The organism is Pseudomonas sp. TWR1-1-3 (genome assembly GCF_049896805.1).
In the GTDB taxonomy this organism is placed as follows: Bacteria; Pseudomonadota; Gammaproteobacteria; order Pseudomonadales; family Pseudomonadaceae; genus Aquipseudomonas; species Aquipseudomonas bubulae.
Genome location: NZ_JAFCUZ010000007.1, coordinates 12,454 through 35,721 on the forward strand (window position 1 = coordinate 12,454; position 23,268 = coordinate 35,721).

Annotated in this window: 15 protein-coding genes; 6 read left to right on the top strand and 9 right to left on the bottom strand. The window is 54.9% G+C overall.

All coding sequences use genetic code 11. The annotated features are described in order from the left end of the window. Window positions 1–128 precede the first annotated feature (128 nt). Window positions 129–1,871 (top strand): phosphoethanolamine transferase CptA, encoded by a 1,743-nt coding sequence (locus tag ACP7BE_RS21905; protein WP_095001648.1) that lies wholly within the window; start codon window positions 129–131, stop codon window positions 1,869–1,871. A 139-nt stretch (window positions 1,872–2,010) separates the two neighbouring features. Then, window positions 2,011–4,224, top strand: coding sequence for a TonB-dependent siderophore receptor (locus tag ACP7BE_RS21910; protein WP_095019293.1), 2,214 nt, complete (start codon window positions 2,011–2,013; stop codon window positions 4,222–4,224). Window positions 4,225–4,276: 52 nt separating this feature from the next. Here the strand turns inward: ACP7BE_RS21910 and ACP7BE_RS21915 are convergent, their stop codons facing one another. The 7 genes from ACP7BE_RS21915 to ACP7BE_RS21945 form a co-directional block, all read right to left on the bottom strand. Further along, window positions 4,277–4,762 (bottom strand): GNAT family N-acetyltransferase, encoded by a 486-nt coding sequence (locus tag ACP7BE_RS21915; protein ID WP_095001650.1) that lies wholly within the window; start codon window positions 4,760–4,762, stop codon window positions 4,277–4,279. A 90-nt stretch (window positions 4,763–4,852) separates the two neighbouring features. Beyond that, complete coding sequence (locus ACP7BE_RS21920) at window positions 4,853–5,221, bottom strand: hypothetical protein (protein WP_426107257.1); 369 nt, start codon at window positions 5,219–5,221, stop codon at window positions 4,853–4,855. Next, on the bottom strand, window positions 5,193–8,459 hold the full coding sequence (locus ACP7BE_RS21925) for a transporter substrate-binding domain-containing protein (RefSeq protein WP_426107259.1): 3,267 nt from the start codon (window positions 8,457–8,459) through the stop codon (window positions 5,193–5,195). Before ACP7BE_RS21925 ends, ACP7BE_RS21920 begins: the two co-directional genes overlap by 29 nt. Next, on the bottom strand, window positions 8,460–9,083 hold the full coding sequence (locus tag ACP7BE_RS21930; RefSeq protein WP_095001652.1) for a response regulator transcription factor: 624 nt from the start codon (window positions 9,081–9,083) through the stop codon (window positions 8,460–8,462). Between the two features lie 391 nt (window positions 9,084–9,474). Continuing rightward, the gene (mgtA, locus tag ACP7BE_RS21935) at window positions 9,475–12,237 is read right to left on the bottom strand and encodes a magnesium-translocating P-type ATPase (protein ID WP_322212592.1); all 2,763 of its coding nucleotides are present in this window, start codon (window positions 12,235–12,237) and stop codon (window positions 9,475–9,477) included. 349 nt (window positions 12,238–12,586) lie between these two features. Beyond that, entirely contained in the window at window positions 12,587–18,064 is a 5,478-nt protein-coding gene (locus ACP7BE_RS21940) for a dermonecrotic toxin domain-containing protein (protein WP_095001654.1), read from the bottom strand. An 89-nt stretch (window positions 18,065–18,153) separates the two neighbouring features. Next, entirely contained in the window at window positions 18,154–18,633 is a 480-nt protein-coding gene (locus tag ACP7BE_RS21945) for a sigma-70 family RNA polymerase sigma factor (RefSeq protein ID WP_095001655.1), read from the bottom strand. 319 nt (window positions 18,634–18,952) lie between these two features. Here ACP7BE_RS21945 and dkgB point away from each other — a divergent pair, with 319 nt between their 5' ends. Then, the gene (gene dkgB, locus ACP7BE_RS21950) at window positions 18,953–19,756 is read left to right on the top strand and encodes a 2,5-didehydrogluconate reductase DkgB (RefSeq protein WP_150629196.1); all 804 of its coding nucleotides are present in this window, start codon (window positions 18,953–18,955) and stop codon (window positions 19,754–19,756) included. Window positions 19,757–19,910: 154 nt separating this feature from the next. On the opposite strand, the gene zapE is transcribed toward dkgB, so the two are convergent. Then, window positions 19,911–21,029, bottom strand: coding sequence for a cell division protein ZapE (zapE, locus tag ACP7BE_RS21955; protein ID WP_095001657.1), 1,119 nt, complete (start codon window positions 21,027–21,029; stop codon window positions 19,911–19,913). 304 nt (window positions 21,030–21,333) lie between these two features. Here zapE and ACP7BE_RS21960 point away from each other — a divergent pair, with 304 nt between their 5' ends. The 3 genes from ACP7BE_RS21960 to ACP7BE_RS21970 all read left to right on the top strand — a co-directional run bounded on the left by ACP7BE_RS21960 (window position 21,334) and on the right by ACP7BE_RS21970 (window position 22,795). Next, complete coding sequence (locus ACP7BE_RS21960) at window positions 21,334–21,588, top strand: DUF2790 domain-containing protein (RefSeq protein WP_095001658.1); 255 nt, start codon at window positions 21,334–21,336, stop codon at window positions 21,586–21,588. Window positions 21,589–21,873: 285 nt separating this feature from the next. Next, window positions 21,874–22,131, top strand: coding sequence for a DUF2790 domain-containing protein (locus tag ACP7BE_RS21965; RefSeq protein ID WP_095001659.1), 258 nt, complete (start codon window positions 21,874–21,876; stop codon window positions 22,129–22,131). A gap of 112 nt (window positions 22,132–22,243) precedes the next feature. Further along, window positions 22,244–22,795 carry a GNAT family N-acetyltransferase gene (locus ACP7BE_RS21970; RefSeq protein WP_095001660.1) on the top strand — a complete coding sequence of 184 codons (552 nt, stop codon included), beginning with the start codon at window positions 22,244–22,246 and terminating at the stop codon, window positions 22,793–22,795. A gap of 86 nt (window positions 22,796–22,881) precedes the next feature. On the opposite strand, the gene ACP7BE_RS21975 is transcribed toward ACP7BE_RS21970, so the two are convergent. Continuing rightward, window positions 22,882–23,157 carry a PepSY domain-containing protein gene (locus tag ACP7BE_RS21975; protein WP_095001661.1) on the bottom strand — a complete coding sequence of 92 codons (276 nt, stop codon included), beginning with the start codon at window positions 23,155–23,157 and terminating at the stop codon, window positions 22,882–22,884. Window positions 23,158–23,268: the final 111 nt, after the last annotated feature.

The window sequence follows — 23,268 nt, forward strand, 5'->3', positions numbered from 1 at the left end:
ACAAAGTTTTCACATCCCCTTGGCGATACTTAAACACTTTGTGACTGCCCACTCTTGAGGCAGTACTCATGTGCTGTGCCTGGCTACATGGCACTGACCATTCAAGTAGTTATCAGCTGGAGCGCTGTATGGGGATGTTTAAACGCAGTAATACATCTGCGAAGGGATTCGATTGGGCAGGCCTTGGCTGGCTGTTCCTGTTCTTTTGGTATTTTTCCGGCATTACCCAACTGCTTATCCAGCTGACTGGCACTTCCGGGTTCTCAGGCTTTCGCCAAGCCTTTGTGATGAGTGCCATCTGGCTGGCCCCGATGCTGATGTTTCCCAGGCACACCCGGGCAATGGCGGCGGTCATTGGTGTCGTGCTGTGGGCCTGTTCGATGGCCAGCCTGGGCTACTTCTTTATCTATCAACAGGAATTCTCGCAAAGCGTCATCTTCATCATGTTCGAGTCGAACATCTCTGAAGCTGGCGAATACATGACCCAGTACTTTGCCTGGTGGATGGTGCTGGCATTCCTGGCACATACCGCCTTTGCGGTGTTTCTGTGGACCCGCCTGCGCCCGGTGTATTTGCCGCGCATGCAGGCCTGGGCTGCAGCGGTGGCCATATTGGTGGCGGTTATCGGCTACCCGCTGGTCAAACAGACGATCAAGCACGACAACCTGGCCACGGCCATGGAAAGCTTCGAAAGCCGTGTTGAACCTGCAGTACCGTGGCAGATGTTAGTAGCTTATCGCCGCTACCTGGAGCAACTGGACAACATGCAGGGCATGCTCGCCAGCGTCAGCAAGATCCCGCCGCTGACCAACCTCAAGGACAACGAGGCCGGCAAGCCGACTACCCTGGTACTGGTCATTGGCGAGTCCACCAACCGCCAGCGCATGAGCCTGTATGGTTATCAGCGCGAAACCACGCCAAACCTCGACAAGTTGCGCGATCAACTGGCCATTTTCGACAACGTGGTGACACCGCGGCCCTACACCATTGAAGCGCTGCAACAAGTGCTGACCTTTGCCGACGAAGAAAACCCCGACCTGTACCTGAGCACCCCGTCACTGGTCAGCGTGATGAAGCAAGCCGGTTACAAGACCTTCTGGGTCACCAACCAGCAGACCATGACCAAGCGCAACACCATGCTCACGACCTTCTCCGAGCAGGCTGACCAGCAGGTTTACCTCAACAACAACCGCAACCAGAACGCCCGCCAGTATGATGGCGACGTGATTGAGCCCTTCAACAAGATCCTGGCCGACAGCGCCCCGCGCAAGCTGATCGTGATTCACCTGCTCGGTACGCATATGAGCTACCAGTACCGTTATCCACCGACCTTCGACAAATTTGTCGACCGTAGTGGCGTACCCGCCGGTTTGAGCGATGCACAAGTACCCACCTACAACAGCTACGACAATGCCGTTCTGTACAACGATTTTGTTGTATCGAGCCTGATCAAGGACTTTGCCAAGACCGACCCCAATGGTTTCCTGCTGTACCTGTCGGACCACGGTGAAGACGTGTTCGACTCGGTCGGCCACGCGACGCTGGGCCGCAACGAGGCCAAGCCGACAGCCCCGATGTACACCATTCCGTTTATGGCCTGGGCCTCGCCCAAGTGGCGTGAAAACCATGCCTGGAATTTCGCTGCCGACCTCGGGCGACCTTACAGCAGCTCGCAGTTTATCCACACCTGGGCAGACCTGGCGGGCCTCAGTGCCGACGAACTGGACGACAAGAAAAGCCTGGTCAGCGACACGTTTGTCGCCCGCCCGCAGCTGATTGGCGACCCCTACTCGCGCCCACAAAAGGCCTTGATCGACTTCAGCCTGATCAAGCCCAAACAGCCCGCCCCTGCCAACGTGGTCCAGCAATAATCAACGTGCGGGGCGCACGGCGCGCCCCGCAGGTTTCCGACACTTCTTTACAAATAATTCTCTTTTCGCCTAACTCCGCGCCTTGTCATTCGTTTGAAGCACTGAACAACTTCATAACAACGACAAGGAGTCGGCAGCGATGTTCGCGCCAATCACCCGTTCCATGACCCTCACCCTCGGCCTCATCAGCAGCGCCGCATGCCCGCAATTACTGGCGGATACCGAGCAGGAAGAGGTCAAGAAAACGACCCGCTCACTGGAGCTGGGCACCACCAGCGTCACAGCCCAGGGCCTGGGTGCCACCACAGAAAATACCGGTTCCTACACCACGGGCTCGACCAGTACCGCGACCAAACTCAACTTGAGCATTCGCGAAACTCCGCAGTCGATCTCGGTCGTCACCCGTCAGGAAATGGACGACTTCGACCTCAACACCCTGACCGAAGCCATGCGCCATACCACAGGCATTGTGGTACAGCACAACGACTCGGACCGGGTCAGCTACTCGTCCCGCGGCTACACCATCAATAACTTCCAGATTGACGGCATGCTCAACACCTTCAGTTTTATGAAGACCGATGCCGACACCATTATCTACGACCGTATAGAAGTAGTGCGCGGCGCCACCGGCCTGACCACCGGCGCGGGCGACCCGTCGGGCACCATCAACATGATCCGCAAACGCCCTACCCACCAGTTGCAGGCCAAGGCCGGTGCTTCAGGCGGCAGCTACGACAACTATTACAGCTATGTCGATGTGGGCGGCCCGCTGGCCTTCGACGGCCGCCTGCGCGGGCGCACGGTGCTGGCCTATCGCGACAGCAAATCGTTTCGCGATATCTACGCCCTCAAGCGCGAAGTGGCTTACGGCATTCTGGAAGCCGACCTGAGCGACAGCACTGTTCTGGCCGTGGGTTACGACTACCAGGACAAGCAGGTAAAGGGTTCTTCTTGGGGCACCACACCTTACTGGACCGGCTCGGGCGACAAAGCCAATTTCGGGCGCTCGACCAACCTGGCGACTTCCTGGAGTTCATGGCCGATGAAGGACAAAACCGCCTTCGCCACCCTCGACCAGCAACTGGTCAATGACTGGCGCCTCAAAGCAGCCTACACCCATCGCACCAGCGACGCTGAAGGTAAGGTTTATTACGCCGGCGGCGGCTTCCCCAACCCCGATGGTACGGGCATGTCGGCCTATGCCAGCCACTTTATCGGCGAAGAGAAGATGAGCGCCGTTGACGTCAATATCTCGGGCACCTACCCCTTGTTCGGGCGTGATCACGAGTTGATGGTGGGTTATGGCCAGGCCAAGAACGACAACACCTCGCCCCTGATGGTTGACCTCAACCCGGACGACTACTACAACATCCCCAATTGGCAAGACATGAGCGCGATTCCCAAATATCAGGATTTCAATACCGGTATTGAAGGGACTCACGACGTCATCAAGCAGAAATCCGGCTACCTGGCCACGCGTTTTAACCTGACCGATCAATGGCATGCCGTACTGGGCACCCGGTATGGCAGCTGGCAAAGCTCCAGCACCAACTTCCCTGCCCCGAAAGTCAGCCAGACCCAAAACGATGTGATTACGCCTTACGCCGGCGTGCTGTATGACTTCACCGACGAGTTGACGGCCTACGCGAGTTATACCGACATCTTCAAGCCAACCACCAGCAAGGACGCCAGCAACTCCTACCTTGAGCCGGTGGTGGGCAGCAACTATGAGCTGGGGCTGAAGGGTAGCTTCTTGCAGGAGCGCCTCAACCTGTCGACGGCGGTGTTCTGGAGCAAGCAGGACAATGTGCCGGAAATCGATGACTCAGTACCACGCGGCCCCAAGGGCGAGGAATATTACAAATCGGGCGGCAAGGGCAACAAGATCAACGGTTTCGAAGTCGAGCTGGCCGGTGAAGTGATGCGCGACTGGAATATGCTTGCAGGCTACACCTACACCCATTCGCGCAACGCCGCAGGCCAGCGCATGAATACTGCAGCGCCCTTGAACATGCTGAAGATTTCGAGCACCTACCGCCTGCCTGGGGACTGGAATGCAATGACCGTGGGGGCGGCCGTCAACTGGCAAAGCGATATCTATCGTGCCGCCAATCGCCCGACCGGCGAGAAAAATGACAAAGGCAACCCGATTACCTTCAAGGAAGACATCACTCAGAAGTCCTACACCCTGGTCGACCTGATGGCCCGCTACAAGTTTGACGAACACGTCTCGGCATCCCTGAACGTCAAAAACCTGTTCGATGAAAAGTACTACGAAAACGTAGGTTTCTATAACGGCGTGTTCTGGGGTGATCCGCGGACGGTGAGCGTTGGCCTGGAGTGGACACTGTAGGCAGAGGAGGCAAACCTTGTAGCTCGTCAACTGCTACAAGGTTTTTCTACAGTTACAAATATTTGTTCCAGAACAGCATGCGCCCGTGCGCCGGGTCGAGCTGGCCTTCACTGAAACCGAACTTGCGATAGGAGCCTTGTGCCACCGGGTTGCCCTCGAGTACTTCGAGGGTGATCTTGCAGCAGCCGCGTTCGCGGGCGATGTCTTCCACCTTGAGCAACATCTTCTGGCTCAGACCCAGACCGCGAAACGTATCGACCACTGACACATCATGCACATTGACCAGGGGTTTGCCGGCAAAGGTGGAAAAGCCTTCAAAGCAGTTAACCAGACCCGCCGCCTCACCATTGACGAACGCCAGTACGCTGAAGGCATGAGGGCGCCTGGCAAGCTCTGCCGGCAAGTGCGCCAATACCGTTTGCGACAACGCTTCACCTCCGCCCATCGGGTCCCGGGCGTAGTGATTCAACACGTCCCTTAACGCCTGGGCATGAACCGGGTTGGTATAGTCTGCTTGCACTACGACGACATCCGACATTACGGGTTTTCCTTGACGAGTCCGGGCATTGGTTTGTTGTAACAACGCCAGACCTTATCGCGGCCCCGGCAATGCAGACAAGTGCCTGTTTCAGGGGTTGGCAGAAACATCCAGCATCGGCATCACACTGGCAAGCTGATTCACAAAACTGTCGGCATCCGTGTAAATCAGTACATGCCGAAACTGCGAGTTGTCCTTGCGATATTCGACCTCATCCGCAATGACCTCATCTGCCATTTTCTGACTGATCAACAACATATCATATTCATTGGTGGGTGCTGCCTTCAGGCTTACCAGCGCCTCGCCATGGTACAAAGGCGCGATCCGGTAATAGCCCAGAATATTAAGAGCCCTTTCTATTTTCAGAGCCTCGTTCGGGTCTGCATCGGCAATCAGTATTCGTAAAGATTTTGTTGGCATTGCAGCCTCGTCATCCATGTGATTGATTAGCTTGAGCATAATGTTCAAGTTCGTCAGCCAGCTGCTCCATACTGCTGTGAAGTGCATCGACCGCGACGGTGAGTTCTTCTGATTTTCCGGACTGGCAAACCGCTTCCAGTTGTTCGCAACACTCAATCAGCTTCCTGGCCTGAATAAGTCTGCCCCCTCCTTTGATGCCATGGGCCAGGGCCGCCAGGCCTGCGTAATCATCTTTCAAAAAGAGTTCGATCAGGGCAGTGAGATCGAGACGATTTCTTGTCGAAAGCTCTGCAAGAAGTGTATGAATCATCTGCTCATCACCCTGACTCAACTGTTTAAGATACGTCAGATCAATCTTATCGCCTCGATCAGATTCATCGGCATCGGTATATATCAGGTTCTGCGCCTGGCCAGTTGCCAGGCAGGCGCTCAAGTCTTTCAGGCTGATGGGCTTAAACAGGCATTGATCCATTCCCGCATCGAGGCAACGCTCAACTTCGCCGGGCTGTGCGTTCGCAGTAAAACCAAAAATCAGGCAAGGGGCCTTTCCCAGCTGCGCCTCTTCGGCTCGTATTGCCTGGGCCAACTGATAGCCATTGATGACCGGCATCGAGCAATCCGTAATTACCAGGTCGAAAGCCCCCTGCCGCCACGCCTTGAGGCCCAGCTCGCCATTCTCGGCGTCTGACACACGGTGCCCCAGATAGCTGAGTTGCTGGGCCAGCAGCATCCGGTTAGCCGGATAATCATCCACGACCAGAATGTTCAGCGACCGGGTAATGGCCGGGGCTTGCTCGAGGGCGTCTGCAGCTTGCTCTTCATGTTCAAGCAGAGGCACTACCATCATGATCTCAACTTGGGTGCCCAGCCCCTCAACACTGCTGAGGTGCAACTGACCTCCCATCATTTCGCAGAGCTCACGGCAAATCACCAGGCCCAGGCCTGAGCCCTGACGCGCAGATTGCGTGTTGTTACTGGACTGAACAAAAGGGTTGAACAGCAGGCTCTGGTCTTCCTCAGAAATACCCAAGCCGGTGTCCTTCACGCGCAAACAGATCGCTGTATGCTGCGCATCTGCAGCCAGCCCCAATGTCAATATCAGCCGGACCTCCCCCGTGTCCGTGAACTTGATGGCATTACTCAGCAAATTGGAAACGATTTGCTTGAAGCGTATCGGATCAATCAGCACATCCACATCCGCTGCCGGGCTCGATTCACAGACCAGGCTCAATTGCTTCTGCCGCGCCAGCCCATCAAACATTCGTGCCACGGCTTCTACCAGCGACTTGATATTTGAGCGTTTGGGGTGCAATGAAAGATGACCGGACTCAATGCGCGCGATATCCAGAATATCGCCAATCAAATCGAGCAACTCGTGGGCCGAGACTGAGGCCACTTCGATTGCGAAACGATCAATAACGCCTTGGTCGGCCTTTTTCATGGCCAATTCGAGCATGCCAATGACCGCATTCATGGGGGTGCGGATCTCATGACTCATGGTTGCGAGAAAGGTGGTCTTTGCCCGGTTTGCCGCATCGGCACTTTGCTTGGCAGCATTCAACTCATTCACCAGCTGCTGGCGCCTGCCTATGACTCTCTGCAAATAGGTAATCCATACAATGGCAACCAATAGCAACGCCGCGGCAATGGCAAACCCTCTTACAATCGCAGGACGGTTGCGCAGCCAGTAGCTCTCAACCTCTGGTGTGTCAGTGAACCAACGACCGGTCAGCTCACTCAAGTCTCCTGGAGTGATATTGAGCAAGGCCTTGTCCAGAATGGCGCTTAACTGCTGATCATTGCCGGCAGTGGCAAAACCGATCTGCTCGGGTTGAGTACCTACGGTGCTGGTGATTTTCAGCTGATTGTCAAAGCGTCGCGAAACCAGATAACGCGCATTGACCAACACGCTGATCGCGGCATCAGCGCTTCCCTCTGCCACCATGGCCAGGGCCGCAGGCGGGTTGTCTGCTTCCTGAATCTGAACCTGCGGATAGTTCTGCGCAATAAAGTCGCGCAGTACATTGCCGCGAACCATCACGACACGCCCGCCAGCCATTTCATCCAGGGTTTGAGGTCCCTCTGAGCCGATACGGGAAATAAGCACAAAAGGGGTTGTGAGGTAGGGCCGGGTAAAGCTCAGTTGATTTTCTCGGGCGGTACTGCTCGTGATAGCCCCCAACACATCGGCCTTGCCCGACTTGACCAGTTCAATCCCCTGCGCCAGCGTATACACTCGCACTGCCTCGAAATTAAGCCCTGTGCGTGTACTGATGCTGGATAAAAGATCGGCAATCAAGCCTTTGAACCTGCCTTGCTCATCAAAAAAGGACAGTGGCTGGAACGCATCATAAATTGCCACTTTTAACCGCGGATGCTCAGCTATCCAGCGCTGCTCGCTGGCTGCAGGGGTAAACTGCCATGGGGCATACGTTTTTGGCCCGTCGAAGCTCCAGCGGCGCAGAATTGTCATGCGGTCACTGGCTGGGATCGCCGCCAGCGCTGTATTGACGATACGCAGTAACCCCGGATTTTTACGATTCACCGCAAAGGCGAAGGGGTTGTCTTCCAGTCGCGAGAAATCGGCCAATTGCACATTGTTCAGGTAGTTCTTGTGAATCAGGTAACTGGCACTAATAAAATCCCCAAGATATACATCCGCTTGGCCAAACGCCACGGCGCCAATGGCCGTCAGGGTTGACGGATACAACTGCAAGGTAGCTTTGGGGTAGAAGTCCTGGACCTTCTGCGGCGGCAGGTAGTGATCCAGCATGGCCACACGCAGCCCCGCCAGATCGACTGGCGGACGCTCCTGGTTACTGCTGCGGGTCACCAGAGAAGGTGAATCGTCTGCGTACGCACGGCTTAACACCAGCTCAGGATATTGCGCTTCGAAACCATTGGAACTGCTCAACAAATCCAGCTCACCACCCTTGAGCGCTTCTATCGCCTGCGGCCTTGAAGGGTAACGCTTGACCACAATGTCAGTGCGTAGCAACTGCGACAGCAGTTGCGCGTAGTCGGCCGTCAACCCTTCAAAGTCCTGACCGTTTACCGTCATTTCAAAAGGACCGTAGTCAGGTGCGGAGATACCCAGACGCAAAGGTCCGTGTTGCTTGAGCCACTGCCTGTCTGATGGTTCAAGTGCCACGCTGTACGCCTCGACATTGGAGCGCCCCATCAATTGCAAGGTCTGTACTTTTGGGTCAGCGGCTGCAACGGGCTGTCCAAGAACCAGGAGCAGCCCGGCAAGCCCCAGACATTGAAGGATGTTCAATTAAATCAAATCATTGCGCTTGGCAAATTCAGCCAAGTAGACGACCGATTTTATATTCAACTTTTCGATCAGGCGCGCCTTGTAAGTACTGATGGTTTTGCTGCTAAGAATCATATCTTCAGCAATCTTCTTATTACTCAGGCCCCGGGCAAGCTGTTGCAGTATGTACAATTCTCGCGCCGACAAATTCTGTATCAATTCTATGTCGCTCATACTTGTATCACTGTTTCGCACTGAGCTGGCCGCCAAAAATGGAAAAAAGGTATAGCCGTCCATGATTACTTTTACCGCTCTCATCAACTCAGTGAGATCCTGGCCTTTGGTAATAAAACCTGCCGCCCCTGCTTTCATGCTCCGCTGCGAATAAAACAGGGGGGATTGGGACGTGACCACCAAAATGCGACTTTTAACCTCCGAAGCCCTGATTCTGTTGATCACCTCCAGACCATCCAGGCCTGGCATGGTGATATCAAGGATGATCAAGTCAACATTATGCTTGCGAGCCAATTGAACAGCATCGGCGCCATTGTCTGCTTCAGCCACGACTTCATGACCATCACTCTCCAGCAACAACTTCATCGCCGATCGAATAAGTGGATGATCATCAGCAATCAACACTCTCATACATTTAACCCTCTGGTAGTAAGCCGGGCATCAGCGTATGTCAGGCGTGAATGTATCGTTTTGAATAGGTTCAATTGGTTATTCTCAAAAAAACAACCGAATGAGTGATACTGAAATTATAGGATAAATCCTGCAATCAGCGTCCACCATTGCGACAATATTCGCGCATAACACACATAGCCCGTTCGCAATCGCGCCGCGCATAATCACTAATCGAATACGATTTACGAGAAGGGAAATAGCTACACGTCATGTGCGAATTTTCTTAATCTTCCAAATGGTTGTGGGTAAATCACTGCAGTCTGTTGATCGATCACACCGGCCCTTTAAGACCAGGGACCACGCAAAGACAAAAGACTGCAGTTTTTTCGCCCAACTGCCCCGCCAGGCCTTATTGCCAGCCAAACCTGCGAATATAAAAGCTTTTCACGGCCTGGGTCAGCGCCATGTAAGCCAGCAAAATCACGGGCAAGAACACAAAGTACAGTGGCGGCAGCGCCTGCAATTTGAAGTAGCCCGCCAGTGGCCCCATCGGCAGGAAGATGCCCACTGCCATGATCACCCCTGTCATCACCATCAGCGGCATCGCTGCGCGGCTCTGCAGAAACGGGATTTTAGGCGTGCGAATCATGTGCACGATCAGGGTTTGAGTCAGCAACCCGACCACGAACCAGCCCGACTGGAAAAGGGTCTGGTGTTCAGGTGTGTTGGCCTTGAACACGTACCACATCAAGCCAAACGTCAGGATGTCGAAAATCGAACTGATCGGCCCAAAAAACAGCATGAAACGGCCTACATCCGCAGGCTGCCAGCGCTGTGGCTTTTTCAGCATTTCCTCATCGACGTTATCGAACGGGATGGCAATTTGTGACACGTCATACAGCAAGTTCTGAACCAGCAAATGCATTGGCAACATCGGCAAAAAAGGAATGAATGCACTGGCCACCAGCACCGAGAACACATTGCCGAAGTTCGAACTGGCTGTCATTTTGATGTACTTGAGCATATTGGCGAAGGTTCTACGCCCTTCCAGCACGCCCTCCTCCAGCACCATCAGGCTTTTCTCCAGCAGGATGATGTCAGCTGCTTCCTTGGCAATATCCACGGCACTGTCCACCGATATGCCGATATCCGCCGTGCGCAGTGCCGGAGCGTCGTTGATGCCATCACCCATAAAACCCACAACATGGCCATTAGCCTTGAGTAAACGCACGATGCGTTCCTTGTGCGTGGGTGTCAGTTTGGCAAATACGTTGGTGGTCTCCACAGCCACGGCCAGTTGGGCATCCGTCATCCGTTCAATATCATTGCCCATCAGCAAGCCTTGCTGCTCCAGGCCCACCTCACGACAGATCTTGGCCGTAACCAGTTCGTTGTCACCTGTCAGAACCTTTACCGCTACCCCGTGCTCGGCCAAGGCTTTGAGCGCCGGTGCGGTGCTCTCCTTGGGCGGGTCGAGGAACGCTACATAGCCTATCAACGTCAACTCCTGCTCATCACTCAGGCTGTAAGCGTCACGCCCATCAGCCATGGACCGCGCAGCCACGGCCACAACGCGCAAGCCCTCTTCGTTGAATGCCGCAGTCACCTGGCGAATGCGCACCAAGAGTTCATCGCCAAGGGTTTCTTCCTGCTCACCATGACGAACTGTCTTACATACGGAGAGTACTTCCTCGACAGCTCCCTTACAGATCAGCAAGTGCGGCCGGTCCTGCTCGACCACTACCACCGACATGCGCCGACGGGTAAAGTCGAACGGAATTTCATCGACCTTGCTGAAGGCCGTCCCCACGTTCAATTCGCGGTGGACCTCGACGTGCTCCAGTACTGCCACGTCCAGCAGATTTTTCAACCCGGTCTGGTAATAGCTGTTGAGGTAGGCCATTTCCAGTACGTCGTCAGACTCCTGCCCCCAGACATCCACATGCCGGGCCAGAAAAATCTTGTCCTGTGTCAGGGTCCCCGTTTTATCGGTGCACAGTACATCCATCGCACCAAAGTTCTGGATGGCATCCAGGCGTTTGACGATGACTTTTTTACGCGACAGGAAGACGGCTCCCTTGGCCAACGTCGAGGTCACAATCATTGGCAGCATTTCCGGAGTCAGCCCCACCGCAACGGAAAGTGCGAACAGCAAGGCTTCAGTCCAGTCGCCCTTGGTGAAGCCGTTGATAAACAGCACCAGCGGCGCCATCACAAACATGAACCGGATCAGCAACCAGCTGACTTTGTTGACCCCGGCCTGGAATGAGGTCGCACCGCGCTCAGTGGTCCCGACGCGCTGCGCCAGAGCACCGAAATAGGTGTTATTACCGGTCGTCAGCACGACCGCAGTGGCGGCCCCGGACACCACGTTGGTGCCCATGAACAAAATAGTGTCCAGTTCCAGCGGGTTGCTGGTCTGGCTGTCGAGCTGACGCGCAAACTTTTCCACCGGCATGGATTCGCCCGTCATCGCGGCCTGGCTGACGAACAAATCCTTGGCGCTGAGCACCCGGCAATCTGCCGGGATCATGTCGCCAGCAGACAATACGATCAGATCGCCCGGCACCAACTGCTTGATCGGCAGCTCGATACGCTGCGCTCCCCTGATCTGGCGTGACGCACCGGAAAACTTGCCGAACACGGGCGAAGCGTCTGCACTGAAGTCGCGACGCATCACCGTCGCGGTGTTGCTCACCATGTCTTTGAGCGCATCGGCGGCTTTGTTGGACTTGGCCTCTTGCCAAAAGCGCAGTACGGTCGACAGCACCACCATGGTGCCGATCACCACCGCCGCCTGAATGTCATCAGTGGCCAGGGAAACTGCGGCGAGCAAGGTCAGCAGCAAGTTGAACGGGTTTTTGTAGCAATGCCACGCGTGTACCCAGGGGCTTAGCGGTTGCTCGTGTTCGATCTCATTGAGGCCGTGGCGATCGCGCAGCACATCGACCTCGGCGTCGCTCAAACCGTCGGTGTGGGTGCCCAGGTTGTCGATCAGTACCGCGCTGTCACTGTTGGCCGCGACCACCAGCATCTGTGCCAGCGTGGGTGGTACTTCGCGGTTGACCGTGGTGTTGGTCAGGCTGTCGAGCAGGACCAGACGCCGGAAATGCCGGCCAATATGGCGAGTCCGCAAAAAGCCGGCGAAAAATTCTTTCAGGGAGAGTTTCATGGAGTGGAATCTCGGGAGCTGATCTGAAGCTCGAGGGCTGCGGCGTGATGAGGGGGCGCAGAAAAAAGCGTGTCGAGACTGCCGACCACGGGCCAAATCAAGATGCCGCTTCTCGCTGGCGCGCACCAAAGCAGCAGGGGAACCTGTGCACTCACATGCCAAGGCCCGGCTTGCCTGAAACCTCAGTTGGAAGCTGTCATTTGAGCTTGAACACGCTGAAAAGCTGCGCTTGAAAATAAAAACGCCGGCAACCCATGCCCGGCGTTTTAGAGAGTAAACCCCAGGAAAACTTCCATGTGATAAATCAAAAATTTCTTCAGGGAAGGTTCAGTCAGAGGTGTCCAGGCGTTTAAAGGTCTTTGGGTAAAACGATCCTGAAGATATAAAGATCCCCTTCTCGCGAGAACACAGCCAGTACTTTGAACAAGCGCCCGCGCTCGTGGGCCTGACGCATTGTGCTGATTAAAAGACTGTCCGGGAACTCTGTGAGTTGCTCCCTCAGAACAGCGGTGGCCCACGGATCGGAAAAATGCACGCCATGACGAGTATCACTCATGGAGGCGCTTCTCAGCTTCCCACCTGTTGGACGCTTACCCGAGAGTTTGATGGTCACTATGTACGCATCACCATTAGGCCCTTTACATACCAGACTGCAATAGCCTCGCTTGAACAGGCTTTCAGTGCCCGAACCTAAAATTTCATAACCTTTACGGCTAAAAATACTTCGTAACAATTGATTCATGACACCAGACGTTGACAACTGCATTTTTTCCCGCGATTTCAACTCAATCCGCAACATGGTCACCAGCAAAGATTCATCATTGGCCAGAGGCAGAATGCTCATGAAATTACCAATTTCAACCCCATCCCTTACATTGAGATAATTGCCCTCAAACACTTCCAAAGGCGCAAGCCCCTGCAGTTCGTCGTAAACTGGCATGCCTTCAGGAAGCGGTAAACCTGCATTCTGCGCCTCGAATATCTGAATCATTTGCTCATAAGGCAACCCCTCCCGGTAGGTATGTTGCGTTGCCATTCTTTCCAGCTCGGCGACCCCACGGGCCAGACGCAACTCAGGCACTGTCGCTTTGTTGATCTGGCGACCGTAACGCAAAATTCGCTGCCTTATCTCGACTTCGGAGGCCTGGGGCAGAAGTTGGTGCAAAAGGTTTTCGAGCTTGACGGAATGATTGATCAAAGAAACCGGGGCTTCAGGTAACCGCCACTCTCCCATTCGCCGGAAAACTCGCCCCGGAACCACTATCGGTCCCACGCCGTCCCTTGTATTGGGCTTTAACACTGTTGTGCGGTTGAGATGGAAGTCATGGTGAATTTCATAAAAACGCCCGGCAATAGCGACATAGTCCCGCTCAAGGGGGTCCTGGATGTGATAAACACCCGCTTGCGACAAACGCCCGCATTCCACGAACTGCCTGGGGGCCAATGGATCTGTCCGATACAGTGTATAAAAGCCGTCGCCGTCGATGTCTCGCGCAATATAGATAATGTCATTCCCTATCACGACACTGTCGAAGGTGCTTTGACTGCCAGAGGATGCCGGGCGAGGCATAGGTTCCACTTCGTAGCCCTGCAGCTCGATGGCAGGCGGGGCTGCTTCGGAGTGCCGTGCACTTGACTGCGCGATGTTCGTTGCACCTTGCGAGGTTCCGGCTACCGGCCCGGAGCCAGAAGCTCTGAATCTGTTCGCCCATTCAGGGCGGATGCCATTTTTTTTGACGCTCAAGGCAAACAACAAATCCAGCCCCGAGTCCTGCGGAAAATCGTAATCGGCCAGCAATCCTCGCGCCACTTCCTGCGACATTCCGCACGCATTCAGAATTTCTTCAGCCGCCTTGCCACCTCCCGGCAGCCCATAACCCGTTGCGAGCTGCCACTCACCCGATGCTGTCATCCGCACCGGCAGGCCTACGCGACCGCTTACCGGGTCTTGCAAATGCAGGGCCTGGGCATTTCTGGGACGGGTGACCTGGATGCTTTTGCCCTTTTGCACAATAAATTGCACCCCATCCTTGAGGTAGCTGCCGTTATCGTACTTGCCGCTCAGGCGGCAGGCATCCTGCGGCGAAAGACTGACCTCGTAGCCCGTGAAGTCAGGGGACATAAAAGGTCTTGGGGCAGGCTTGATGCCCCGCGCCTCCCAACCGCCACGACCTATGGCCTGGCGGACTTTCAAGGACTGCAGAGCCAACCGGGCCTGAACATGCTCAGCGGGAAGTATCCGCTCCCCCGAGCCGAGCTGAAATCTGTCACCGCCAAATGAAGCGACAGTGATAATTATGTCGACCAGGCACATGCCTATCTGCAGCACATCCTGAAACGCTTCAAAAGTAGAGCTTGCCGTTTGCAATGCTTTGAAAGCCTGAATGATGTAGTAGATATCGGCTGCCAGATTCAGACCCGGTACCAGCCCCATCCATTTGAACATCGTCGCGATGCGTTCCTGATGTTCGCGCTCACTGCGCACGACATCCCGCCTTGCCGTCGACTGGGTTGTCAGGCGCAGCCTGTTGATCAGGCGATCAGGACGTTCCAGAGCCAGGCTCCAGGCCAGATCGACGTCACCGATGAACTGAGCTGCAAGCCAGTCGTGAGGGCCATGACTGTAAGCAGCTTCCAGATGATGCTGTACCTCCACCAGCTCTTCTTCGGCCGCAGTACGCTGTGAGAACCAGGCCAGTGCCGCAGGTACAGCTCCCAAGGCCGCCAATGCGGTATTGGCAGATTGCAGAGACGGGTACGAAACCAGGGTTTTCCCACCGGGCAAATCAGGCATATAAACCAGAGCCAGGTCTGAGCGCACCTCATGAATGACCCGTGCCCCGGCTACCGAGGTCAATCCGTAACGTTCGACGTCACTGCCGTATGTGAGCCTGCCAAGCTTAATGTGCAGCCCTGTACGCTCAAGATCATCCGCTTTACGAGCATTAATTGCATGGCTGAACAGTGTCAGGGCCGCAACGTCCAGACCTTGTTCGCGGGCCTTCCACAACTCAAGCTCCAGAGTCTGGCGATGTGGCCGGACCATCAGTTGATGCAACACTTGATTGCCCGGCATCGATGCGGGGTTGCTTACCCCAGATATATCCTGGCCGCGAAAGACCCGATTGATTTTCCGCTCATAAGCGCCACTGACGTCCAGTACGCCAATGGTCCGCTGCAGGTAGGCAAGGGTCAATCGCGAGCGCCATCGAGGTTGCAGTACCTGCATATGCTTGAAACGAAGGGCAATCTGCGGATCTTCCAGATCAAAATTTTCAAGGGCCAACTGCACCATATTGTAGGTACGCATGCCTTGAGGAATTTGTGCCAGCTCAATCTCCGGCACAAACTCGCCAGGCAAGTTGAGCGGAGACCTTAGGGTCTTCACAATATTAACTGCATCAGGAATAAGGATCATGTCCGCCAAAGGGTCGAGTTCCCCATTGAAACCGTCATGCACGAACTGCTCACGCAATTTGGCCACTGCAAAATCGACAATAGAGGGCAAGTTCGTCGATAAATAGTGCTCTACCGCCAGATAGCTCTCACTGATATCTGAAAACCGATGGGCATAGTCGACTTGCACGGCTTCATCTTTGGCCGATAGCCAAGGCACCTGCTTTTGTTTCAACAAACGAGCCTGGCGCTGCATTTCTATATTCGCGAATGCCTGCTCACGTGCCGCATTTTCAGGCACCTGCAATAACGTAGAGGTGCTCTGGGCCAAAAATGACAGTGCGCTATTGCGGTCTGCCCCTTCGATGACCAGCACGTTCTTGTTGATCGCCAGCAGGCTTCCCTTGTGCGCCTTGATTTGCGACTTGACGCTGTGCTCAATGACTCCAACCTTTATTTCACTGAGTTGCAGCTCAACCGGTGATGCTCCGGGTAACGTATCAACCCAGGCTCGAGCGGGTGCCTGTTCCTGCAGCGCAACCGTCATCCACAGGGCGCAATCGGGATTACGGGACAGCGTATTGCCCGTTTTGGCCTGCAATTGCATGAGGGACTTGAACCGGGCCAGACCGCCGTTATGTCCCGGCACGTACAATAGCGTTGGCTCCTCCCTGAGCGGCGTGAGCAGCGCCTGCCGTGAAGTGATAATAAAGGTGCCAACCAGTGGAAACGCCTGCTGTGCAGTTCCCATTGCAACGGCCATCACTCGCAGGTTGCTGCCCCTGTCGTATCCCGTCAAATTGTGTTTCAAGGCTTGGCTCAGCAGCGCGAAATCTGCTGGTTCCAGTCGGTGTTGCAGCACTTGCAGCTCACCCTCGAGCACAAGCGCCAGGCTTCGGCTCGAGATCAAATGCTGCTGGGGCGATCCCTGACCGGAGTCGGTTGTTAACCACTGGGCATTGTCAATGGATGATGGCGCCAGCAAACCTTTCAAGCAGTTCAGTGCCGCTTCGCGCTGAGCCTGCAATGCCGCCCGATGGCTGACCAAAGCGTTGAATCGAGGTGTAGTCAGTGTCAAATCAGCCTCATTCAACAGCTGCACAATGCCGTGCTCCTCAAGCACTATTTTTTCCTGACGATTACGCAGTGCAAGAGTCGATGCCAAACTGCCGAACGAAATATCATCCTCATGCCAGCGAGCATCACAGCGAATAAGCTCTGCAACTACGTCAATCAACTCTGCCGGCAAGCTCGTGCCTGCTACAGCATGGCGCCACTGCTCGGTTGACTGGGCGTAACTCATGGCCACACCGCTGGCATCCGTCGCCAATATGTCGCCAGCATCTCCCGTTAGCAGTCCGGGGCGGATCATCACGGCGCTGATCAGCTCATTGGAATGCTGGGTGAAGATACTGGCACGGGCACTGAGCTGAAAGCAGTCGCCAGCGATCGCGCGGTAACTGAAGGTGAGCACCGGCCGGGCGCTCTGTCGGTTATCCATCAAACTGCGACTGTGGTAGGGCAAGAGCTGCCATAACAACCAGGCAGATCTGGACTCACTATCAAACCAGCTTTGCATCTGCGCCAACAATTCGGCACGCGAATCGAACTCGAACAGTTCGTTGTCCAACCCCGGGACAAATAACATTTCGAGAGGATTTTGCTCCCCATCGCGGGCATGAATCACCAAGGCCCCTTTCAAGACCATCTCGCGGCCATTGCCATTGACCAAACTTACTTCACTTACCTGCAGGAGCTCTGCTCCACCTCCTGCATTACGGCGTGCCTGCTCATCTGGCGCATCAATAACTTGCTGCCACATCATCAGACCAGCTTCGCTGATCTGACCGCACGCCTGAGCCATCAGCGCCCGGGTTTGAATCAGCCCGCAACGCAGCTCCCCAGCAAAATCAGCGCGGCTTACGCTCTGGCCCCGCGCAATGTTCTGCCAATAATCGCCCACTGCCAGGTTGTAACGCCCCTTCAGATCAAGCCCGTGGAGTTGATCAAGAACTTGTTCCGGGATTTTCATCAGAGTCTGGTCAGGCAGCGCTTCGCCCCCAAGAGTGACATCACGGCTCAGATCGGCATCCCTGAAATCTTCGCGCAGGTTCTCGGCGGCTATTTGCGTAAGAGTCAGGGTTACTGGCTGGTAGGGTACGTACGAACTTGTCCAGAGCACCTGATCGCAATCGCACCCAAACGCCCGCGACACTTCGAAGTAAATAACCTTATAAAGAGTAGGGGCCTCATTAAATAGAAGGCTGGACTGCTCCAGTAAATACTGGTTCAAGATCAACGCCGCCTGCCAGCTGTTAATCAGCTCACTGGGCTTGTTGGCTCTTTCAACCGCGCGCGTTAACTCAATCGAAAACCGCGCATGCAGGTGCAAATCATCAGGCAGTGTATTGACGTACTTTCTGGAGGTCATGGCGCTCACTCGATCAAAAGGAGCACCCAGTAAAACAACGGACAGAAAACTCAAGGTGTTAGTTATTTAGGCATTCCCGGGAATAAACTTCAGGTTTTATCCCACTGCCTGATACGTAGCCGGCAATGCTTCATGGCGTTAACGATATGCTTCTCGACCACACTGCGCGATACCCCGAGGCGTTCGGCGATTTCAGGGTGCGACAGTCCTTCGATCTTGCGCAGCAGAAAACACTCGCGACACGCCGCAGGCAGCTCAGCCAGGGCTTTCTGGATCATGGCCAGGCGCTGGTCGTGGTCCATCAATAGTTGAGGCGAGGGGCTGTAAAAACGTTCTTCGCTATCCAGCACTTCCAGCGGTTCGGCCTGGCGCAGGCTGCTGCGGCGATGGCCGTCGATCACCAGGTTAAGCGCAGTGCGATACAAAAAAGCACGTGGCTGTGCGATCGGCTCGTCGCCTGAACGCTCCAGCACTCGCACATAAGCGTCATGCACCACGTCTTCGGCCGCCTGGGCATTACCCAGCCTGGCACTCAAAAAGCCCACCAGTTCGCGATAGTAGTTTTCCAACAGGACTCCTGGCCGCAACAGCAGCGGCAACACTCCATGAGCGCAGAAACAGATCTAATGGGATAACGGCGTGATGATGGCACTTTTGTAGATGTAATTTATAGTAATTCTCATATAGATTTAAACCCCACCCCCTCAAACAAATGCGAAACATTCAGCAGCATCCCAATCGGCAAACCGCTAATGGGGTGGCAGTCGGGAGGGGTCAGCTGAAGATTCATGATCTGTGGTCAAGAGTGCTTTGCTTGGCCAGCGGTTTTTCCGCCGGTGAAGGGCGAGGATACTCAACCTCATTCTTACGTCCACCAAGGAGATATCCATGACAGTTCCAGCATTTGGCCTCGGTACATTTCGCCTTAAAGGCCAGGTAGTCATAGACTCGGTCAGCAATGCCCTGGACCTGGGCTACCGCGCCATCGACACCGCACAGATTTACGAAAATGAAGCTGAAGTCGGCCAGGCCATTGCCGAAAGCGGCGTGGCGCGTGACGAACTGTTTATCACCAGCAAAATTTGGGTCAGTAATTTCGCCAGGGAGCAACTGATCCCCAGCCTTGAAGAGAGCCTGAAAAAACTGCGCACCGACCATCTGGACCTGACCCTGATTCACTGGCCGAGCCCTGACAATGCAGTCCCGGTAGCCGAGTTTATGGGCGCATTGCTTGAAGCCAAAGAAAAGGGCCTGACCCGGCAGATTGGCGTCTCGAACTTCACCATCGCCCTGATGAAAGAAGCCATTGCCGCGGTGGGCGCGGAAAATATCGCGACCAACCAGATCGAACTGCACCCCTACCTGCAAAACCGCAAAGTGGTGGAATTCGCACAAAGCCAGGGCATCCATATAACCTCGTACATGACCCTGGCTTACGGCGAAGTGCTTAAAGATCCAGTGATCATGGCCATTGCCGACCGCCATAACGCCACTGCGGCACAAGTGACCCTGGCCTGGGCAATGCAATTGGGCTATTCGGTGATTCCGTCTTCGACCAGGCGCAGCAACCTTGAGAGCAACCTCAAGGCCTGCGCACTGAAACTGAGCGATGACGACATGGCCCGGATTGCCGACCTTGACCGCGGCCATCGCCTGACCAACCCGCAGAGCGTTGCGCCAGCGTGGGATTGACCTTGAATCCTTCAAGCTCCTTGTAGTCGCTGACGAGGAACGAAGGCTGCGAGCGGCTGGACACGTTCAGAAGGGGCACCCTCCCATTGCTTTCAAGCCCCCCTCGCAGCCTCGCTCCGCGAGTCAGCGACTACACGGCCCACGCAATCACGGGTTATTGGAGGCCAAACCGCTGCAACTGCATTTCCTGCAGCCGGCTCAAGGTGCGGCGAAAGGCAAACTCCAGGTACCCCTGGGTATACAACTGATCCATCGGCACCTGCGCTTCAATACACACCGGTACCTTGCGGTCATAGCACTCGTCGATCAGGGCAATAAAACGCCGCACACTGTCATCGTATTTTGACAGTTGCGGCAGCTCACGATCCCCCGCCTCGACCTTCACCGCCCCGTCTTCCGTACCACGGGCTATTTTGCCTTCACGCTGCTCGGCACTCAGGCAGGGCACTTCGCTGAGCAACATGACCTTGTAACGATCACAAATCTGCATGAACTCAGTGGCCGCCAGCGGCTGCTCGCACAGCTCATGAAAATTGCACCACAGCACCCCATCACTGGCCTGCACAACGTTCAGCGAGCGATGGCCCACATCAATGGGTTGGTCAGACACCGCCTGGCCCTCGGTCAAGGATCTGAACACCGGCTCTATGGCACTCGGCCGGCCCGGCCCGGTCACCCAGTAACGCTGATGTGCAATGCCGGGATGCAGGCGGTGGTCTTCAATACCGTTTACCGCCACCACCTCCATATGCTTGAGAATCGCCGTAATACCGGGAGCAAAACGATCACGGTTAAAACCGTGACCATAAAGGTCGTTCGGTGGCTGGTTTGAGGTACAAACCAGCACCACGCCTTCATCGAACATCACCTGAAACAGACGCCCAAGAATAATCGCATCGGCAATGTCATTGACGAACAGTTCGTCAAAGCACAGCACCTTCACTTCCGCGCCCAAGCCTTTAGCCAGTGTCTTGAGCGGGTCCGCCGTACCGGTCAGCTGAAACAGGCGCTGATGTACCCATTGCATAAAGTGATGAAAATGCTGACGCCGTGCGGGCACCCGCAGGCTTTGATAGAACTGATCCATCAACCAGGTTTTGCCCCGCCCCACCGGCCCCCACAAATACACGCCATTGACCGGCTGCGCACCCGAGTGCAGGGCCTCATGGCAGCGCTGCAAGGCCTGGACTGCAACCCATTGGGCGGGGTCGTGGACAAAGCCCTGGTGTTCGACAGCTTGTTGATAGGCATTAAGGGGGGACACGACATTCATATCGATAAATGGCTCCTGAACCAGAGAGGCCAGTATGCCAGCCAGGAGACGACCCAGGCACTTGAAAAATAACGCAGGGCCCTCACATTGTTACCCATGTGGTAACAGAGCATTTTGCCATCAGCTATTTTTACTTTTGCAAATCAGCGTAACCTCACTCACATGACTCAACTATCAGTTGCACTTGAAACTCCGGTACTTCGTACGCACCCGGCGACCTTGCCGGGTGTCGTAACTTCTTCCCGCCTTATCGGCAAATGAAGTCAGTCAGCTTTAAATCTTGATTACTTTAGAGGCCAATCACATGAAAAATCTTATTGCACTGTTTCTTGCCGGTTTTGCCACATTGGCTGTTGCAGGTGAAACTTCCACTGTTCAGCCTGCGACTGTAGAACACTACCACTACGGTACCCAACTGGATATTGCGCGGGTGGTCAGCCTGTCCAACATACCCAAGGTGTGTGAAGTGGTACCGGCCACCATGGTCTATGAAGACTCCCAGGGCCAGCGCCACACCCTTGAATACCAGGTGATGGGCGACGGCTGCAGCACCCACTAAAGTTCAATGGTTGCACGCACGGATGCGACCCCAGCCCCCTCTTTGAGGGGGCTTTTTCGTGGTGCAGCGGAAAAAGCGTCGATTGTTACTGATCCGGAAAGACTCCATGACGATCTTTTGACTTTAATCAATACGAAGCGCGCGTATTCTATGTACATCCCTCAACGCAACACTGAAACAGGGCACGGTACTTCGTGTTACGCCACTTACTCCAGGGCGTAACAACTTCGACCGCCACCATGGCAACTGAAGTCAGTGATTCGTGATTGTTTTAAGGTCTTATAAATGAAACATTTGATCGCTCTTGCACTTATTGGCTTTTCTACCCTGGCGGCTGCTGACGAACTTCAAGTTACGCAACTACAACCGGTGGTCGAGCATTACACTTATGCCACCGACCTGGATATTGCCAAAGTTATCAGCGTGTCACCGGCTGCCGACGTCTGTGAAGTAGTACCCGCACAAATGACCTACGAAGACCACCAGGGTCAGCGTCATATTCTTGAGTATCGCGTGATGGGCAATGGTTGCAGTAACGGCTGATATTATCGCCAGGCGCAACTATCCCCATACAGCCCCCGTTTAACGGGGGCTTTTTTATGGATGGCATTGCGCGGTACTCTCGACGCAAACCAATGGCAAGGAGCCACCCACGATGCAGCCCCTACCTACCCTCCAGACCTCGCGACTGGTACTGCAACCCCTGCAACTAAGCGACGCGCCCGCCATCCAGAGGCGCTTTGCCCACTGGCAAGTCGTGCGCTACCTGAATGCAGTCGTGCCATGGCCCTACCCGGACGATGGCGCACTGAGCTATGTGCGTGACGTGGCGCTGCCAGCCATGGCCCGCAGCGAAGAGTGGCACTGGACGATTCGCCTGTTAGCAGAGCCAGATGAGCTGATTGGCAGCATCAGCCTGATGGATGCCGTGGACAACAACCGGGGGTTCTGGCTGGCGCCGCAATGGCAGGGTCAGGGGTTGATGAGCGAAGCCTGCGAGGTGGTCGATGCCTACTGGTTCAAGACCTTGCACCGCGCGTGCATGCACGTGCCCAAAGCGGCGCCCAATACGGCTTCACGACTTATTTCCGAGCGAGGCGGAATGCGCTTGATAGGCAGGGAAGAGAAAGACTTTGTCAGCGGCAGGCTGCCATGCGAGCTGTGGGGAATAACTCGCGAACAATGGTTGGCCCGGCAGAAAACCTGAGGCGTAAAAACACCCGACCCTGTCAAAACAAACGATCAGGGCCGGGTAGAAACGCTCAGTGCACGATTCGTTTCAGGTACCGGGAATCAGTCTTTCTTCTCGGAAATTACCTTACCGGTCGAATCGAAAATAATTTCGTATTCCAGGCCATCGACCTTCTTGATGCCTTCGGCCTTCCAGATACCGGCAGCCGGGTCCTGGGCTTCAATTTTCTTGATCACGGTGTAGCCGTTCTTGTTCTTGAGAACTTCGACCAACTCCTTGGAGAATGCCCAGTTCGGATCAACAGGCTGAGCCATCGCTGCACCGGCACCCAACAAAGCAGCAGTAGTGATCACAGCAGCAAAGGTTTTCTTCAACATTGTCTTAACTCCATTAATTGATGTTGCGTCTGGTACTCAATGTGACTGGAACAACCGTAGCAGAGAAAAACCCGGCCATAGGGCTAAATGACATGCTTTTGACATGGCTCA

Coding starts and splice junctions, on each gene's coding strand:
- ACP7BE_RS21965 (WP_095001659.1), top strand. CDS start 21,874: ATGAAACATTTGATCGCTCTTGCACTTATTGGCTTTTCTACCCTGGCG.
- ACP7BE_RS21960 (WP_095001658.1), top strand. CDS start 21,334: ATGAAAAATCTTATTGCACTGTTTCTTGCCGGTTTTGCCACATTGGCT.
- ACP7BE_RS21975 (WP_095001661.1), bottom strand. CDS start 23,157: ATGTTGAAGAAAACCTTTGCTGCTGTGATCACTACTGCTGCTTTGTTG.
- ACP7BE_RS21940 (WP_095001654.1), bottom strand. CDS start 18,064: ATGACCTCCAGAAAGTACGTCAATACACTGCCTGATGATTTGCACCTG.
- ACP7BE_RS21905 (WP_095001648.1), top strand. CDS start 129: ATGGGGATGTTTAAACGCAGTAATACATCTGCGAAGGGATTCGATTGG.
- zapE (WP_095001657.1), bottom strand. CDS start 21,029: ATGAATGTCGTGTCCCCCCTTAATGCCTATCAACAAGCTGTCGAACAC.
- ACP7BE_RS21920 (WP_426107257.1), bottom strand. CDS start 5,221: ATGCTCAAGCTAATCAATCACATGGATGACGAGGCTGCAATGCCAACA.
- dkgB (WP_150629196.1), top strand. CDS start 18,953: ATGACAGTTCCAGCATTTGGCCTCGGTACATTTCGCCTTAAAGGCCAG.
- ACP7BE_RS21910 (WP_095019293.1), top strand. CDS start 2,011: ATGTTCGCGCCAATCACCCGTTCCATGACCCTCACCCTCGGCCTCATC.
- ACP7BE_RS21915 (WP_095001650.1), bottom strand. CDS start 4,762: ATGTCGGATGTCGTCGTAGTGCAAGCAGACTATACCAACCCGGTTCAT.
- mgtA (WP_322212592.1), bottom strand. CDS start 12,237: ATGAAACTCTCCCTGAAAGAATTTTTCGCCGGCTTTTTGCGGACTCGC.
- ACP7BE_RS21970 (WP_095001660.1), top strand. CDS start 22,244: ATGCAGCCCCTACCTACCCTCCAGACCTCGCGACTGGTACTGCAACCC.
- ACP7BE_RS21930 (WP_095001652.1), bottom strand. CDS start 9,083: ATGAGAGTGTTGATTGCTGATGATCATCCACTTATTCGATCGGCGATG.